The sequence below is a fragment of the Streptomyces sp. NPDC060031 genome, from assembly GCF_042736805.1.
In the GTDB taxonomy this organism is placed as follows: Bacteria; Actinomycetota; Actinomycetes; order Streptomycetales; family Streptomycetaceae; genus Streptomyces.
Genome location: NZ_JBHWVM010000024.1, coordinates 64,217 through 78,373 on the forward strand (window position 1 = coordinate 64,217; position 14,157 = coordinate 78,373).

Sequence of the window (14,157 nt, forward strand, 5' to 3'; positions counted from 1 at the left end):
TGGAAGGGCGCCGACGTAACGGCCGGCTGCCGCCCGTGTCGGCCCACCAGGGGGAGTTGATTGCCCCTTACCCCCAGGGGAAGCGTCCGGCTGAGGCTCCGACTCCGGTCGGGTGGTGGTCCGTTCCCCGCCGACGGTCCGCAGACCCCGGTGGCCCGCGGCGGTCCCGTGCGCTGCGAGGTGAGATTTGTCCAAGCCAGGCCGCACGCACGTCGATAGTGTCCCCGTTCGTAATCGTTGAGCCCAAGACGGGGGAGTACCTGATGGAAGACCTGCTGCGCATCCTCGTGGCCGGCGCGCTCACCGGAGGCTTGGTCGGGCTGGCCGGCGCCCTCGGCCGACGTCGCCGCAGCCGTCGAGAGGGCGGCGACACGAACGGCCGCTGACCTTCCGCAGGGACGAACGAACAGCTTGGGGTGCATTGGGAACTGCCCCTGACCGACGTCCCCTTCCCCGGCATCACCTCGTACTCCTCCCTCGACGGGATCGAAGCGTTTCGTCTCCACCCCGACCACGACTTGCCGAAGGTGCACGATGAGTCTGGAAGCGCACATCCACTCCGCCGCCCAGGCGGCCGACGACGCGGGTCCCTGGCGTCCCCGGCTGTTCGCCGCGGGCGACCCCGGCCAACGGGCCGAGCTGACCGGGATACTCGCCCGCGGTGAGGCGACGCCGGTGCGGGACACCCTCACCGACCAGGTGGCGGAGCTGCTCACCACCCGCCGCCCGGCCTGGCGTCCGAGCGCCGAGGAACTCGCGACGGCGGTGGAAGGGCATCTCGACGGGCAGTCGCCCCTGGAGTACGGGACATGGGTCTGGTACCCGTGGTCAGGACGGCTCGCGCACGTGCTGCCGGAGCGGGAGTACCGCGAGCTGCGCCAGTCCCGCAACCAGTACAAGATCACAGCGGCGGAGCAGGCCGACCTCACCGGCAGGACGATCGCCGTGGCCGGCCTCTCCGTGGGCGCCGCCAGCGCGTTCACCCTCGCCCAGGAAGGCGTCGGCAGCCGTTTCCGGCTCGCGGACTTCGACCGGCTCTCCCTCTCGAACCTGAACCGGCTGCGCGCCTCGGTCACCGACATCGGCCTGCCCAAAGTGGTCCTCGCCGCACGGCAGATGTACGAGATCGACCCCTACCTCGACATCGCCCTATGGCCCGAAGGCCTGAGCGAGGACAACGTCGACGCGTTCCTCACGGGCGACGGCCGCGCCGACCTGTTCATCGAGGAGTGCGACGACCTCTACATCAAGGTCTTCGCGCGTGAGCGCGCCCGGGCGCACGGAATCGCGGTGCTCATGGAGACCAATGAGCGCGGCATGCTGGACGTGGAGCGCTTCGACCTCGAACCGGACCGGCCCGTGCTGCACGGGCTGCTCGACGGCGTGGCCGCAGCCGACCTCAAGGGGCTGCCGGTCCGCGAAAAGGTGCCCCACGTCCTGCGGATCCTCGGCCCCGAGAACCTCTCGGAACGCATGGCCCCCTCGCTGATAGAGATCGGGCACACCCTCTCCTCGTGGCCCCAGCTCGCCTCGGGGGTGGCCCTGGGCGCCGCCGTCATCACCGACACGGCCCGCCGGGTCCTGCTCGGGCAGTTCACCGGCTCGGGGCGCTTCTTCGTCGACCTGGCGGAGCTCGTACGCGACTGGACACAGCCCCGCCCGATGCCCCCGGTGCCGCTCTCGGGACGCCCGGCGGCGGGCTCCGCGGAGACCCCCCGTACCGTCCCGCTCGTCCTGCCCGGCCCCGGCGAGGTCCTGGGTGAGGAAGGCATCCGCCGTCTGGTGGCGTACGGAACCCGGGCCCCCTCCGGCGGGAACGTACAGCCCTGGAGGTTCGTCGCCCGGGGCCCGGTGCTGTACTGCCGCACCGACGACACGCAGCCGCCGACGCTGCTCGACTTCCGGGGGACCGCCACGGAGCTCGCGACCGGAGCAGCCGTCGAGAACATCGACCTCGCAGCCCGGGCCGCGGGCTGGGCCTGCCACGTTCGCCCCTTCCCCGACCCGGCCGACCCCGGGCTCGTGTGCGAACTCACGTTCTCCAGGGCCCCGAACACACCACGGCCCGCACTCGTCGACTGGATCGATCGGCGAACCACCAACCGCCGGCCCGGCCCGGCCCGCCCCCTGGACGCATCCCACCGGCAGACCCTCGTGCGCTGCGCGGCCGACAGCGGCGCGCGCCTGCACCTGATCACCGACCGCCCGGAGCTGGAGGAGGCGGGGCGCATCCTGGGCGCCGGCGACCGGCTGCGCATGCTGTCCCCGCGCCTGCACCAGGAAATGATGAGCGAACTGCGCTGGACCCCCGAGGAGGTGCAGAAGACCCGCGACGGCATCGACATCGCCACCCTCGAAGCGGACGGCGCCGACCTGGCGGGCCTGTCCCTCGCCCGTCACTGGCCCCACCTCTCCTTCGTCCGGCAGGTGGGCGGCGGCCGGGCCTTCGAGGAGGGCGCTCGCAACAGCGTCGCCGCCTCCTCGGCGATCGGCTGCCTCACCCTCCCCGGGACCGGCGCCCATGCCCACTTCGCCGGAGGCAGGGCCCTGCAACGGCTCTGGCTCACCGCGACGTCCCTGGGCCTCGGATTCCAGCCGGTCACCGTACTGCTCTACCTCTTCGCCCGCGCCGAGCGCGGCGACGGCACCGGATTCGACGCGGCGGAGACGGCCACCCTGCACGCCCTGCGCAAGCGCCTCTCCGCCCTTGTCCCGCACCACCCGGACGAGACCGAACTGCTCCTGTTCCGCCTCTCCTACGCTCCACCGCCCACGGCGCACGCCCTGCGCCGGGAGGTCGACACCGTACTCCGCTTCGACGAACCCGACGCGCCCCGCTGAACCGGACGGGCTGCTGGAGCAGGCCACCGTCCTGCAGGAGGCGGCACTCGGGCTGACCAGGGAGAGCAGGCAGGTTCGGCCGAGCGCCTTCACCAGCCGCTACGCGGAACGCACCGCTGAGCCGGGGGTCGGCGGCGACAACCCGAATGCGATTCTGACCGCCATGATGGCGGTCAACCGGCTCCACGAGCTCGGGCTGCGCCCGGAGTCCGGGACACCGACGCGCCCTGGTCCCGGCCCGCGCTCCAAAACCCCGAGCCGAACCCCGGTGCGTCGCAGGAAGCTGAGAGCAGGGACGGCCGGCCGGTCAGGACGGGCGGGGGCCGACGCCGTGGAGGAGGGTGTCGACGATACGGGTCGCGAGCGCGTCGGGGTCGGGGTCGGCGCCGGGGGCGCGAGCGCCATCGGTGGCATCGTCCCCGCCGTGCAGAGCTTCGCTGATGAGGGCGTAGAAGACGCGGCGCACCCACTCCAGGTCGGCGTCGGGGGCGATCACGCCCTCGGCCTGGATCCGGCGGAGCAGTTCGGTGCAGCGGTGTGCGATCTCCTCGTGTGTCCGCGCGGCCTGCTCGCTCTGGGCCACGGCCGGCCCGAGGGCGAAGCCCCAGGCGCCCTTGACCCGCAGCACGTTGGCGGTGGCGCGGTGCAGCGCGACCAGCGGTGGGGCCGTCTCGGGGTGGCCGTCCTCGATGGCCTCCGCGAGTTTCAAGGCACCCTCGGCGGCCAAGGCGTCGACCAAGGCCTGCCGGTTGGCGAACCGCCGGTGGACGGTGGTCCGGGTGACTCCGGCCGCCTCCGCGACCTGCTCCATGGACGCGGCCGGATTCTCGGCCAGGACGTGCTCCGCGGCCGCCAGGATCGCGCGGACGCTGCGTTCGGCGTCGGCCCGCAGCGGGCGGCCAGCCGTCTTGCTCATGTCGTACCTCCAGCCCTGTCGTACACGGAGACGTTACAGCGGGGGCGCGGGTCCCTCTATAACTGACACAATGCTGTTGCAGTTAAGTAAGTATCCGATACTCTCTTGTCACAGATGATGGGCCGTCGGTTCGGTCTGGCCCACGACACAAGGAGAACCACTGTGCGCACCACTGCTCTGATCACCGGCGCATCCTCCGGCCTCGGTGCGGAATTCGCCGCGCAGCTCGCCGCGCGCGGCCACGACCTCGTCCTGGTCGCCCGTTCGGCCGACCGCCTGGCCGCCCTCGCCGACCGGCTCGGCGAGGCCCACGGGGTGAACGCCCACGTCCTGGTCCAGGACCTCGCCGAGCCGGTCGCCGCCCGCCGCATCGGCGTCGAGCTCTCCGACCGCGGCCTGACCGTGGACGTGTTGGTCAACAACGCCGGATTCGGCACCTGCGGCCGGTTCGAGGAGATCGACGGGCGGCGCGACCACGACCAGTTGATGGTCAACGTCGTCTCGCTCGTCGACCTCACCCATGAGCTGCTGCCCGGCATGCTCGCGCGCGGCCGGGGCGCGGTGATCAATGTGGCCTCCACCGCCGCCTTCCAGCCGACGCCGTACTTCGCCGTCTACGGCGCCTCCAAGACCTTCGTGCTCGACTTCAGCCTCGCGCTCCGCCAGGAGTACCGACGGCGCGGCATCCGCGTGCTCGCCCTCTGCCCGGGGCCGGTGGAGACCGGGTTCTTCGACGTCATCGGGACCCGGAAGGCCGCCGTCACCGGGGCGTTCAGCATGCCCGAGCCGGTGGTCCGGTCCGCCCTGCGTGCCCTCGACGCCGACCGCGCCTACATCACACCGGGCCTGAGCAACGCGGTGAACGCCCACCTGGCGCCCCGTCGACCGCGCGCGCTGGTCGCGGCGATCGCCGAGCGCCTCTCGCGCGGCGTCCGGGACGTGGAGAAGAACGTGGAGCGGACGGCGGCGTAACGCCGTAGAAGGGCCGGGGCGCCGCTTTGGTGGAGTTGGCGCGAGACGCACACCGGTGTGCGTGGGGCGGCCGCGAAGCTGCTGATCGACGCAGTCAGCCAGGAGCGGCCGCCCGTGTCCGCGTGAACGACACGCCGGCGCCGCCGCCGAGGAACTGGGCGCGGAGCGCGACGAGAGCTCTGGTCGACTGCTGGGCACAGGACGCCGGCCATTTCCTTCCGGTGGAGGAATGGCCACGGCGTCGGCGTCGGCCGGTCTGAGGCCTAACCCTGTGCGGTGGGACGTACGACGATGTCGCCCACATCGACGCCGTCCGGCTGCTCGATGGCGAAGGCGATGGCGCGGGCCACCGCTTCCGGGGGAAGGGCGAACCCCATCATCTTGTCGATCTGCGCCTTCGCATCCGGGTCCATGCGCTCTGTGAAGTCCGTGCGGACGGCTCCGGGGGAGACCACGGTCACGCGCAGGCTGTCACCGGCCTCTTGGCGCAGGCCCTCGGAGATGGTGCGCACGGCGTTCTTCGTGCCGGCGTACACCGACTGGAGCGGCACGATGCGCAGACCGGCGGTGGACACGGTGTTGACGAAGTGCCCGAAGCCCTGGCCCCGGAAGACGGGAAGGGCCGCGGCGATTCCGTAGAGGACCCCTTTGAGGTTGACGTCGATCATCTCCTCCCAGTCCTCGACGCGCAGGTCGTCCAGTGGGGAGATCAGGCCGATCCCCGCGTTGCTGACGAGGACGTCGAGCTTTCCGTAGCGGTCGCGCGCCAGTTCGACGAGGCCGACGAGGTCCTCACGTCGCGTCACGTCCGTGCGGACCCAGGCGGCTTCGCCGCCGGCCTGTTCGATGCGGGCGGCCAGGGCCTCCAGACGTTCCGGACGGCGTGCCCCGAGGACGACCTTCGCCCCGTGTTCGGCGAGCAGCAGGGCGGCCGCCTCGCCGATGCCGCTGCTGGCGCCCGTGATCGCCACGACCTTGCCTTTGATTCCCGACATGACGGGGAGTCCCTTCGGAGGAGAAATGGAGGGAGGGGAGCAGGGCAGGCCGCGCGCGTGCCCTACAGTGAAAGTGGAGGCGCCGCCACTTCATCAGCCTAAGTGGAGGCTCCTCCACTTAGCAAATGGAGAGCAAGGAGAGGCGCCGATGGCCGCAGACGCGGGACGTCCACTGAGGGCCGACGCACAGCGCAACCGGGACAAGATCCTGGCCGCCGCCGTGCGCGTGTTCACCGAGGAGGGACTGGACGCGCACTTCGAGCGCATCGCCAAGGAAGCGGGTGTGGGAACCGGCACGCTCTACCGCAACTTCCCCACCCGGGAAGCCCTGATCGAGGCGGCGTACCGCAACGAAGTGGCCCGGCTGTGCGACTCCGTCCCCGCCCTCCTGGAGGCCATGGCGCCGCACGAGGCCCTGCGCGCCTGGACGCGCCGCTTCATCGACTACGCCACCGCCAAACTCGGCATGGCCGACGCCATGCGAGCCGTCCTCGCCGCAGGAACCAACCCCTACGCGGACAGCCACCAGATGATCCAGGACGCCCTGGCCACCCTCATGGAGGCCGGTACCGCCGCGGGCGCGATCAGGTCCGACATCAGCCCGACCGACATGTTCGCCGCCCTCGCCGGCATCGCCCTCACCTCGGCCAGGCCGGAGCAGCGAGAACAGGCCGAACGCCTTCTCGACCTCACCCTGGACGGACTGCGCCCCCGGTTGCCCCGGTCGCCCCGGTGACTGAGCACGGGCGGGGTCAGGACAAGGTGCCAACGCCCGCGTGGGGGCAGACGGCAGTGGGTGGAGGCGGGCGAATCCACCCAGCGCCGCCGGGGGACGCCCCCCGGCCGGGGGTTCAACAACCCGGGCGGTGGCCGAACTGCACCGATGCCGCGCCCCGGTCTCGCAGACTGCGGTCGAGCAGGACCATGGAGCTGATGCCCGTGGTCGTGGGCAGGCCGTCGTGCGCGATGCACGCCAGCAGCTTCGAAAGTCCCCGCTGGTGGACTCCGAACACGCGCCGCGAGGCCAGTCGGCGACGGGCGTGTTGACCGGACAGTGCCTCGTGGGGACCGACGTCGAGCACCACCATGTGCAGGGGGCGCCGGGATCGGTGGGCCGTGTGCGCGAGCCATCGGCGCATCCACGGCCTGCTACCGCAGTCGTGTATGAGCAGGGGGCGGCTGAGTCGCATTTCGGAACGTATCCAGTGCATGTGGCTCAGCCGTGCCCACGGCCGGTACACCCCGTAGGGAAGCCAGTCGGGCATCCGCGCCTCGTAGGCGGTGCGAGTGGCGCGAGGATCGACGACGGTAGCGGCAGGCGACCATGCGCGCAGCAAGGTGCTCTTCCCGCTGCCGGGAAGTCCGGCGACGACGACCGCCGCGTTGGACGGGTAGGACAGCTTGATGTCCCGGCTGGCCCGGCCCCGCAGGTCGACGAGCCCCTGAGGAACGACACGGCGGCTCGGGGACGGGGTGCCGGGCTGGTTGACGACCGTCCACGGGTCCTGTGACCGTTCCGTCGAGTGCTCGGTGCCGATGGGTGTGCTCACAGGTGATAGGCCGTCCGGATGAGAGGTCGTGGAAGCACCCTGAGGCTACGCGAGCTGCCGGCCGGCGGCCCGGGCCCGGCTCTCGTGCCGGAAGGCTCGTGGGAGTTGTTCCGGAACTGCCCGTCCGGGGATTGCCGCCGTCACGCCGGCGCGGTGAGGAAGCGATCGCGTGGTGCGCCTCGGAGGTGCCCTGGGGGGAGCCGTCGGCCGTATGCGAGCAGGAGGAGGTCCTGTGCGGCGCCGGACAGCGGCGTTCCGGTACCGAAGGACCAGTCGAGGTCGTCGGCGCGGAGTTCGATGCCGCCCAGGTCGGCTCCGAAGAACTTGAGGGTCCTGGTGTTGACGCTCTCCAGGAGGATGCGCACGCGATCCTCGGGAACCCGGCGGTCCAGGCCCAGCGCGACCGTGATGTCCAAGCCGTGGATCACGTCGTGACCCAAGGCCGCCTCGATCCCGCCGACCGGCGGCTTCCAGGGATGATCCGCGTTGTCACGGAGCAGTGCGGCGAGTTCACGCGTCGCATGGGCGGCTGCGTCCTCGCGGGCGCAGCGATCGGTCATCCGGTGGAGGTTGCCTCGCGCTCGGATCAGTTCCCACGCCGTCTTGGAGAGCGAGTACCGAAACCCCATCGTCATGTGGGCCGCGACCTCCCGCACCCGCCATCCCCCGCACAGCGTCGGTGCGTCCCACTCCTCGGCCGACAGGCCATTTAGCATGGCCGCCAGCTCCCGGCGTTCGGCCGCGATCGCGGCTCTGACGTCTGCCGCTGGTCTCCGGTGCGTCGTGTTCCCCATGGCCTCAAGGCTCTCGGCAGGCGCGCCATAAGTCCAAGAGTTTGTATGTTTCGCAACTAGAATGAGCAGTTATGGAGATTCGGCAGCTGCGGTACTTCGTCACGGTCGCGGAGGAAGCCAACTTCACCCGCGCCGCCGCCAGGCTGCACCTGGCGCAGCCAGGGGTGAGCGCCCAAGTCCGGCAGCTGGAAAAGGAACTCGGGCATCCGCTGCTCGACCGCTCCGGCCGGTCGGTGACCCTGACAGAGGTGGGCGAGGCCGTACTGCCGTACGCGCGTGCCGCGCTCAGCGCCGTCGAGGCGGTACGGCAGACCGCGGACGAGTTCACCGGGCTGCTCCGCGGCCATGTCACCCTCGGCCTCGTCTCGGGCGCAGCCGCGGCAGCCCACGCGTACGACCTGGCCGCCGTACTGGCCGGATTCCACGAGGACCACCCGCGGGTCGAGATCGCCCTGACCGAGGACACCTCGGAGCGGATGCTCACCGCACTGCATCGCGGAGAACTCGACATCGCCATCATCGGACTCGCGGACGAGGAGCCCCCACCGGGCATCTCCCTCCAGGTCCTGGTCGACCAACCCCTGGTCGCAGCCCTCGCCCCGGACGACCCCGCCCTCACGGAGCCGGGCCGCACGAGCATGAGGGTGGCCGAGCTCCGCGACCGCGCGCTGATCAGCCTGCCACGTGGCACAGGCATCCGCGGAGTGCTCGACCGCGCGTGCGCGCAGGCAGGGTTCCAGCCCCGCATCGCCTTCGAGGCAGCCGCCCCGCTGTTCCTTGCACAGCTCGCCGCCCGCGGTCTCGGCGTGGCGGTGGTACCGGCCCTGCCCGCCGGCGCGGCGTCAGCCTTCGGTCTGCGGACGCTGGAGATCACCGAGCCGCGGCTACGCGGCCGGCTCGCCCTGGCCTGGCGGACGGACGGTCCCTCCAGCCCCGCAGCCACCGCCTTCCTGAACCTGCTGCGCACAGCCCTCACTGCGCCACGTAACGTCTCCTCGACCTCGACGTTGCCGTCTACGTAGCCGCAGCGCCGGGCGGCCGTCCGGGGGTCGGGGGCGGGAGGACCCCGTCGGTCAGGGCGGATCGCGGTTCTCGTCCAGGGCTGCCAGGCCGTCCAGCCAGCGTGCGCGGCGTTCCGCGTCGGTCTGCTCCCACCACGGGGTGCCGCGTTCGCCGAGGGCCACCTTGGCCGTGTGCACGCGACCCCTGGCGTCGCGCTCCGCCCCCTCGTCGTGCGCGCGCAGGGCGGCGCCGACGGCACGCCGGGCCGCCATCAGGTGAGCACGCAGGCGGGCGGCGGCCTCCGCGGGGAGGTCCGGGTCGGTGGCACGCCAGCGCCTGCCGTCGATGAGGACGTAGTGTCCGTCCGAGGTGTGTTCCGGCGGAGGGTTTCGAGTCATCGGGCCTGTGTCCATGGGCGGCTGGCGGCTGACGGGGCCGTCATGGTCGCCGTCGCTCTCGTCGTTGCACCAAGTGGTCACCGGCTACCACCACCAGGTACCGGAGCGCGTGGGTGTCGTCGGCGGGCACGGGGGCGTCCGTGACCGCCCGCTCCTCCTCCTCGCGCGGCTTCAGGGTGTGTCGCACCCATCTTGGGTGCAGGAGCCGTGGGGCGCATTACGGCGCGTGCGCGGGCGGACCGGGCTGCGGCATGGTCGTGGGGAGGCAGGGTAGGCGTCGGGCATCTGACGGTTCGACCGACGGGCGGCGACATGCGAAGCGTAGGAGTGGAAGAAGAGCTGCTGCTCGTGGATGCCCGCAGCGGTGCCCCGCTCGCCGTTTCGGGGGCGGTTCTCGCGGCCGCGGAACGCCTTGCCTGGCAGCGCCCCGGCACCAGCGGCCGGGGGGACCACGAGTTCGAGAAGGAACTGCAGAAGGAGCAGCTCGAGTTCGCCACCAAACCGCTCACGGAGATGGGTGAGCTCCAGGAGGAGATCTTCCGCATCCGCGGCGAGGCAGCCCGCCACGCGGCGAGTGCCGGCGCCGTGGTGGCGGCGGTCGCGACGTCGCCGCTGTCCGTGCGGCCTTCGCTGAACGTCGGCAAGCGCTACCGGTGGCTGGGCGAGCAGTTCGGGCTGACGGCGCAGGAGCAGCTGACGTGCGGCTGCCACGTCCACGTGTCGGTCGCCTCGGACGAGGAGGGCGTCGCGGTCCTGGACCGCATCAGGCCCTGGCTGGCCGTCCTGGTGGCGATGAGCGCGAACTCGCCATTCTGGCAGGGCGAGGACAGCGGGTACGGAAGCTACCGCAGCCGGGTGTGGAACCGGTGGCCCTCCGCCGGCCCGGTCGACGTCTTCGGCTCCGCCGACCGCTACCACGAGCAGGTCCGCACGATGATCGACACCGGGGTGCTGCGCGACGAGGGCATGATCTACTTCGACGCCCGGCTGTCGGCCGTCTACCCCACCGTGGAGGTCCGGGTCGCCGACGTCTGTCTGGACGGTTCCACGCCCGTCCTGCTCGCCGCCCTCGTACGCGGCCTGGTCGAGACCGCGGCACGCGCCTGGCAGGACGGCCAGCCTCCGGCCCGCGTCGGTACGAGTCTGCTGCGGCTGGCCTCCTGGCGGGCCGGCCGCTCGGGCCTGGAGGGGCCCCTGCTGCACCCCGTGAGCATGCGGGAGACGTCCGCCGAACACGCCGTCGAGGCGCTGTACCAGCACGTGCGCGAGGCGCTGCGGGATCACGGCGACGACGAGCGGGTCCGGGAAGGCATTGCCCACTTGCACGAACGAGGGAACGGCGCCCGCGTACAGCGCCGGCTGCGCGCCGACGGGCAGACTCTCGCGTCCGTCGTCACCCGATGCGCGGAGATGACGATCAAGCACTAAGGGCCTGAGCGCCCTGAGGGCCTGGGCCCGCGCCTGGGCCAGGGGGCCTCAGGGTCAGCCGGCGCTGCGGGTTCCCGGCGGATCCTGCGGGTCGACGCCGGTGTAGGCGGATGCGTCCTTGGTCCCGCTGGGGCGTTGGGAGCGGCCCCTGGGGCCCGTGTCGTGCATGCCGTCCTCGTCGCTGCCGGCCTTGCTCTGGTCCTCGCCGCGGCGGCCCATGCTCTTCGTGGGCCTGCCGTGCGGATTTCCGGCTTCCTCCTTGGAGACCTTGCGGCCTGGGCCCTTGGCGGGGGCGTACTGGTCGGGGTGGAAGGAACGATGGGCGCTCGGGTTGTCCTGCTGACGGGTCTCGTCCACGTCGGGAGACCAGCCGTGCTGTTCGGTGCCCTTGTGCGGGCTCGGGCCTTCGCCGTGCTTGGGATGGGACGACTTCGGCTGCTTAGCCATGATGTGGCCTGCCTGCCTTCCGGCTACGGGGATCAGTGGCGCCTGTGTCCGGTGGTACCCCTTCAAGCCTAGGCGCATCGGGCGGTCAGCGTGCGGTGCCGCGGTGGCGGCCGCGCTCGCGGATTCGGCGGCCCGGACCGCATCGTCCAGCGGGCTCTGCGGCCCGTCAGATGCGTTGGGCGCGGTGGAAGGGGGCGCGCAGTGCGCGGGGGCGCAATGCGGCCCGGGCGGCGTTCGCGCCGGGTGCGCCGTGGACCCCGCCTCCGGGATGAGCGGCGGCGGAGGCGAGGTAGAGGTTCTTGACCGGGGTCTCGGGGCGGCCGGTGCCCGGGGTGGGACGGAAGATCAGCTGTTGGTGCAGGGCGGTGGTGCCGTTGTTGACGGCGCCGCGGTGGAGGTTCTCGTCCATGGCCTGGAGGGTGGTGGGGGCCAGGATGCGGCGTGCGCCGATCAGGGCACGGAAGCCGGGTGCGAATCGTTCCACCTGCGCTTCGATGCGGTCGGCCATGGCTTCCTGTTCGCGGGTGTCCCACCTGCCGGTGATGTGGTCCGGGCCCGCGTCGGAGCTGATGTGCTGCGGGAGGTGGGTGTAGGCCCAGGCCGATTCCGTCCCGGCGGGCGAGCGGCTCGGATCCGCGGTGGTCATCTGGCCGAAGAGGGCGAACGGCTCGTCGGGCACGTGTCCCGTGGCGATCTGCGCGGCGAACCGGGTGAGGCCGTCCATGCCGTCGGCGACGTGGACGGTACCGGCGCCGGCCGCTCCCGGAGCCGTCCACGGCACCGGGCCGGTCAGCGCCCAGTCGACCTTGAAGGTCGCGAAGTCCCACTGGAAGCGTTCGAGGTCCCGCAGGAGGCGGGAGGGAAGGTGTTCCTCGCCTACCAGGTCCCGGTACAGGGCCGGCGCCGACGTGTCGGCCAGTACGGCCCGGCGCGCGTCGATCGTCTCCCCGCCCGCGGTCCTGACCCCCACGGCCGTGTTACCGCGTACGACGACGGACGAGACCCGCTCCCCGCAGCGCAGGACTCCGCCGCGGCGCCGCAGACGGCTCACGAGCGCCGCCGTGAAGGCGCCGGCCCCGCCGACGGGCACCGGGAAGCCGTGGCTCTGGCCGAGCATCGACATCAGCCAGCCGAAGCCGCCGCTGCCCGCCGCCTCGGGGGCCAGGTCGGCGTGCAGGGCATTGCCTGCCAGCAGGAGCCGGCCGCCCTCGCCGGCGAACTCCTCCTCACCCAGGCGGCGCACGGGCAGGGCCAGGTTCCGGGCCAGCCGCAGACCCCCGGAGGCGCGGAGCTTCGCGGCCAGCCGGAGGCCGGCGCGGACCGGGGGGAAGGGCGTGAACAGAGCCCGTACGAGGTCCGGCCCGACCCGGCTCCACGTCCGGTACATGTTCTCCCAGGATTCGCCGTCACCCGCCCCGAACTGCGCGAGCCCGGCGGCGGTGTCCTGCACGCGGCGTTCGAGGACCGCGCACCGGCCGTCCAGCAGGGGGTGGGCCAGCACCCGCGGGGCGCGGCTCCAGCGCAGGCCTTCGGCGGCGAGGTCGAGTCGGGCCAGAACGGGGGAGGCGGCGGCGAGCGGGTAGAAGGCGCTGAAGAGGTCCGAGACGTAGTCCGGGTGCACCCCGCGGTCACTGCGTACGGCCCCTCCGGGCTCCTCCTGCGCCTCCAGGACCTCCACGCTCCACCCGGCGTCAACCAGCAGGTTCGCGGCCACCAGTCCGTTCGGCCCGGCCCCGATCACCACCGCGTCAGGCACGCCGGTGCACCTCGTCGGGCTGCCGTTCCACGACCTTGGCCAGACGGGCCAGCATGCCCCGGTGCCGCAGCTGGAGCAGCACCTCGATCCCGGGGTTGTGGAGGGTGCCCCCGAGGCCGCGCAGGGGGTGTTCGTCGCAGACGATGAGCGTCTCCTCGCCCCACGGCCTGAGCTGGAGAAAGATCCTCGCCGTGCCGAGGGGCTTGAACGACGCCTCCAGCTCCAGCTCCTTGCCGGTCTCCCGGTGACGGACGGTCGTCACGCCCTCGGCGGACCAGGGGCCCAGCGGGACCGTGTAGCGCAGGCGGGAACCCGGTTCGGGCCAGGTGGCGTCGAGCGGCGTGGACTCGGACGGGCCCGCTACCCATTCCCCGTAGAGGGTCGGATCGGCGAGTACGGCCCACACAGCGCGAGGGGGACGTCGGATGAGCTGATGACGGACGGCCACGGGGGGCTCCTCCTCCTGCCGAAACGGTATGGGTGCGGCTGGGGTGGGTGCGGCGGCGCGGCGCGGCGCGCGGCAGGCCCCGGGCGCGGGGGAGGCGGCCCACGGCAGGAGGCCGCCTCCCCACCCCGCGGTCAGTGGCTGAGGGCGCTCATGAGCTGCTGCTTGGTCATCGTCGAGCGGCCCTCGACGCCGCGCTTCTTCGCCTCCTGGTACAGCTCGTCCCTGGTGCGTTCGGACGAGCTGGCGCCGCCACGGGACTTCTCGCCGCCGCGTTGCGAGGCGGACTTGCCCTGGGTGGAGCTGCGGCTCGCCGTCTTGCTCTCCCCCGACCGGGCGCGTTCCTTGTTCACCGTGCGGGAGGCCATCTCCTTCGCACGGTCCTGCGACATGCCGCGCTTCTCACCCGACTCCTTGATGTGCTCGTACTGGCGCTCGCGCTTGGGGCTGGATCCTTGCGGCATGACGAAACCCTTCATCGGCGGTGTGGTGGTGTCACGGTCATGGTGCGCGTACCCCGATCACGCCGCATCTCGCACGGTCCGGACCGGGCGTGCGACTCGCAGGGACGGGCCGCGCCGTTCGTTGCCGCGCCCGGGGCGGCAACGAAAGC

16 protein-coding genes are annotated in these 14,157 nt (G+C 72.0%); 6 read left to right on the forward strand and 10 right to left on the reverse strand.

Translation table 11 applies throughout. The features are described 5' to 3' along the window. The first annotated feature begins 263 nt into the window (after nucleotides 1–263). Nucleotides 264–386, forward strand: a complete 123-nt coding sequence (locus tag ACFWB8_RS13785) for a hypothetical protein (protein WP_385225563.1) — start codon at nucleotides 264–266, stop codon at nucleotides 384–386. Nucleotides 387–534: 148 nt separating this feature from the next. Beyond that, complete coding sequence (locus tag ACFWB8_RS13790) at nucleotides 535–2,841, forward strand: Rv1355c family protein (protein ID WP_385225565.1); 2,307 nt, start codon at nucleotides 535–537, stop codon at nucleotides 2,839–2,841. Between the two features lie 307 nt (nucleotides 2,842–3,148). Here ACFWB8_RS13790 and ACFWB8_RS13795 read toward each other — a convergent pair whose 3' ends face one another. After that, nucleotides 3,149–3,757, reverse strand: a complete 609-nt coding sequence (locus tag ACFWB8_RS13795) for a TetR/AcrR family transcriptional regulator (protein ID WP_385225567.1) — start codon at nucleotides 3,755–3,757, stop codon at nucleotides 3,149–3,151. Nucleotides 3,758–3,919: 162 nt separating this feature from the next. Here ACFWB8_RS13795 and ACFWB8_RS13800 point away from each other — a divergent pair, with 162 nt between their 5' ends. Further along, the gene (locus tag ACFWB8_RS13800) at nucleotides 3,920–4,729 is read left to right on the forward strand and encodes an SDR family NAD(P)-dependent oxidoreductase (RefSeq protein ID WP_385225569.1); all 810 of its coding nucleotides are present in this window, start codon (nucleotides 3,920–3,922) and stop codon (nucleotides 4,727–4,729) included. Between the two features lie 263 nt (nucleotides 4,730–4,992). Here ACFWB8_RS13800 and ACFWB8_RS13805 read toward each other — a convergent pair whose 3' ends face one another. Continuing rightward, nucleotides 4,993–5,724, reverse strand: a complete 732-nt coding sequence (locus ACFWB8_RS13805; protein WP_385225571.1) for an SDR family oxidoreductase — start codon at nucleotides 5,722–5,724, stop codon at nucleotides 4,993–4,995. A 148-nt stretch (nucleotides 5,725–5,872) separates the two neighbouring features. Between ACFWB8_RS13805 and ACFWB8_RS13810 the strand changes: the two genes are divergently transcribed. Next, a complete protein-coding gene (locus tag ACFWB8_RS13810) occupies nucleotides 5,873–6,460 on the forward strand; it encodes a TetR/AcrR family transcriptional regulator (RefSeq protein WP_385225573.1) in 588 nt (195 codons plus the stop codon). 115 nt (nucleotides 6,461–6,575) lie between these two features. Here ACFWB8_RS13810 and ACFWB8_RS13815 read toward each other — a convergent pair whose 3' ends face one another. Together ACFWB8_RS13815 and ACFWB8_RS13820 are read right to left on the reverse strand one after the other, a co-directional pair. Further along, complete coding sequence (locus ACFWB8_RS13815; protein ID WP_385225575.1) at nucleotides 6,576–7,274, reverse strand: AAA family ATPase; 699 nt, start codon at nucleotides 7,272–7,274, stop codon at nucleotides 6,576–6,578. 140 nt (nucleotides 7,275–7,414) lie between these two features. After that, a complete protein-coding gene (locus ACFWB8_RS13820; RefSeq protein WP_385225577.1) occupies nucleotides 7,415–8,068 on the reverse strand; it encodes a maleylpyruvate isomerase family mycothiol-dependent enzyme in 654 nt (217 codons plus the stop codon). A gap of 71 nt (nucleotides 8,069–8,139) precedes the next feature. Here ACFWB8_RS13820 and ACFWB8_RS13825 point away from each other — a divergent pair, with 71 nt between their 5' ends. After that, a complete protein-coding gene (locus tag ACFWB8_RS13825; protein WP_385225579.1) occupies nucleotides 8,140–9,090 on the forward strand; it encodes a LysR family transcriptional regulator in 951 nt (316 codons plus the stop codon). A 51-nt stretch (nucleotides 9,091–9,141) separates the two neighbouring features. Here ACFWB8_RS13825 and ACFWB8_RS13830 read toward each other — a convergent pair whose 3' ends face one another. After that, on the reverse strand, nucleotides 9,142–9,468 hold the full coding sequence (locus ACFWB8_RS13830) for a hypothetical protein (RefSeq protein WP_385225581.1): 327 nt from the start codon (nucleotides 9,466–9,468) through the stop codon (nucleotides 9,142–9,144). A gap of 40 nt (nucleotides 9,469–9,508) precedes the next feature. Beyond that, entirely contained in the window at nucleotides 9,509–9,655 is a 147-nt protein-coding gene (locus ACFWB8_RS13835; protein ID WP_385225583.1) for a hypothetical protein, read from the reverse strand. A 125-nt stretch (nucleotides 9,656–9,780) separates the two neighbouring features. On the opposite strand from ACFWB8_RS13835, the gene ACFWB8_RS13840 reads away from it, so the two are divergent. Beyond that, nucleotides 9,781–10,896 (forward strand): glutamate--cysteine ligase, encoded by a 1,116-nt coding sequence (locus ACFWB8_RS13840; RefSeq protein ID WP_385225585.1) that lies wholly within the window; start codon nucleotides 9,781–9,783, stop codon nucleotides 10,894–10,896. A gap of 54 nt (nucleotides 10,897–10,950) precedes the next feature. Here the strand turns inward: ACFWB8_RS13840 and ACFWB8_RS13845 are convergent, their stop codons facing one another. From ACFWB8_RS13845 to ACFWB8_RS13860, 4 genes are all read right to left on the reverse strand, one after another. Continuing rightward, complete coding sequence (locus ACFWB8_RS13845; protein WP_385225587.1) at nucleotides 10,951–11,343, reverse strand: hypothetical protein; 393 nt, start codon at nucleotides 11,341–11,343, stop codon at nucleotides 10,951–10,953. Between the two features lie 166 nt (nucleotides 11,344–11,509). Further along, nucleotides 11,510–13,099 (reverse strand): phytoene desaturase family protein, encoded by a 1,590-nt coding sequence (locus ACFWB8_RS13850; RefSeq protein ID WP_385225589.1) that lies wholly within the window; start codon nucleotides 13,097–13,099, stop codon nucleotides 11,510–11,512. Further along, nucleotides 13,092–13,547: an SRPBCC family protein gene (locus ACFWB8_RS13855; RefSeq protein ID WP_385225591.1), complete on the reverse strand. Its 456-nt coding sequence runs from the start codon at nucleotides 13,545–13,547 to the stop codon at nucleotides 13,092–13,094. Before ACFWB8_RS13855 ends, ACFWB8_RS13850 begins: the two co-directional genes overlap by 8 nt. Before the next feature lie 131 nt (nucleotides 13,548–13,678). Further along, nucleotides 13,679–14,008 (reverse strand): Rho termination factor N-terminal domain-containing protein, encoded by a 330-nt coding sequence (locus ACFWB8_RS13860; RefSeq protein ID WP_385225593.1) that lies wholly within the window; start codon nucleotides 14,006–14,008, stop codon nucleotides 13,679–13,681. Nucleotides 14,009–14,157 lie beyond the last annotated feature (149 nt).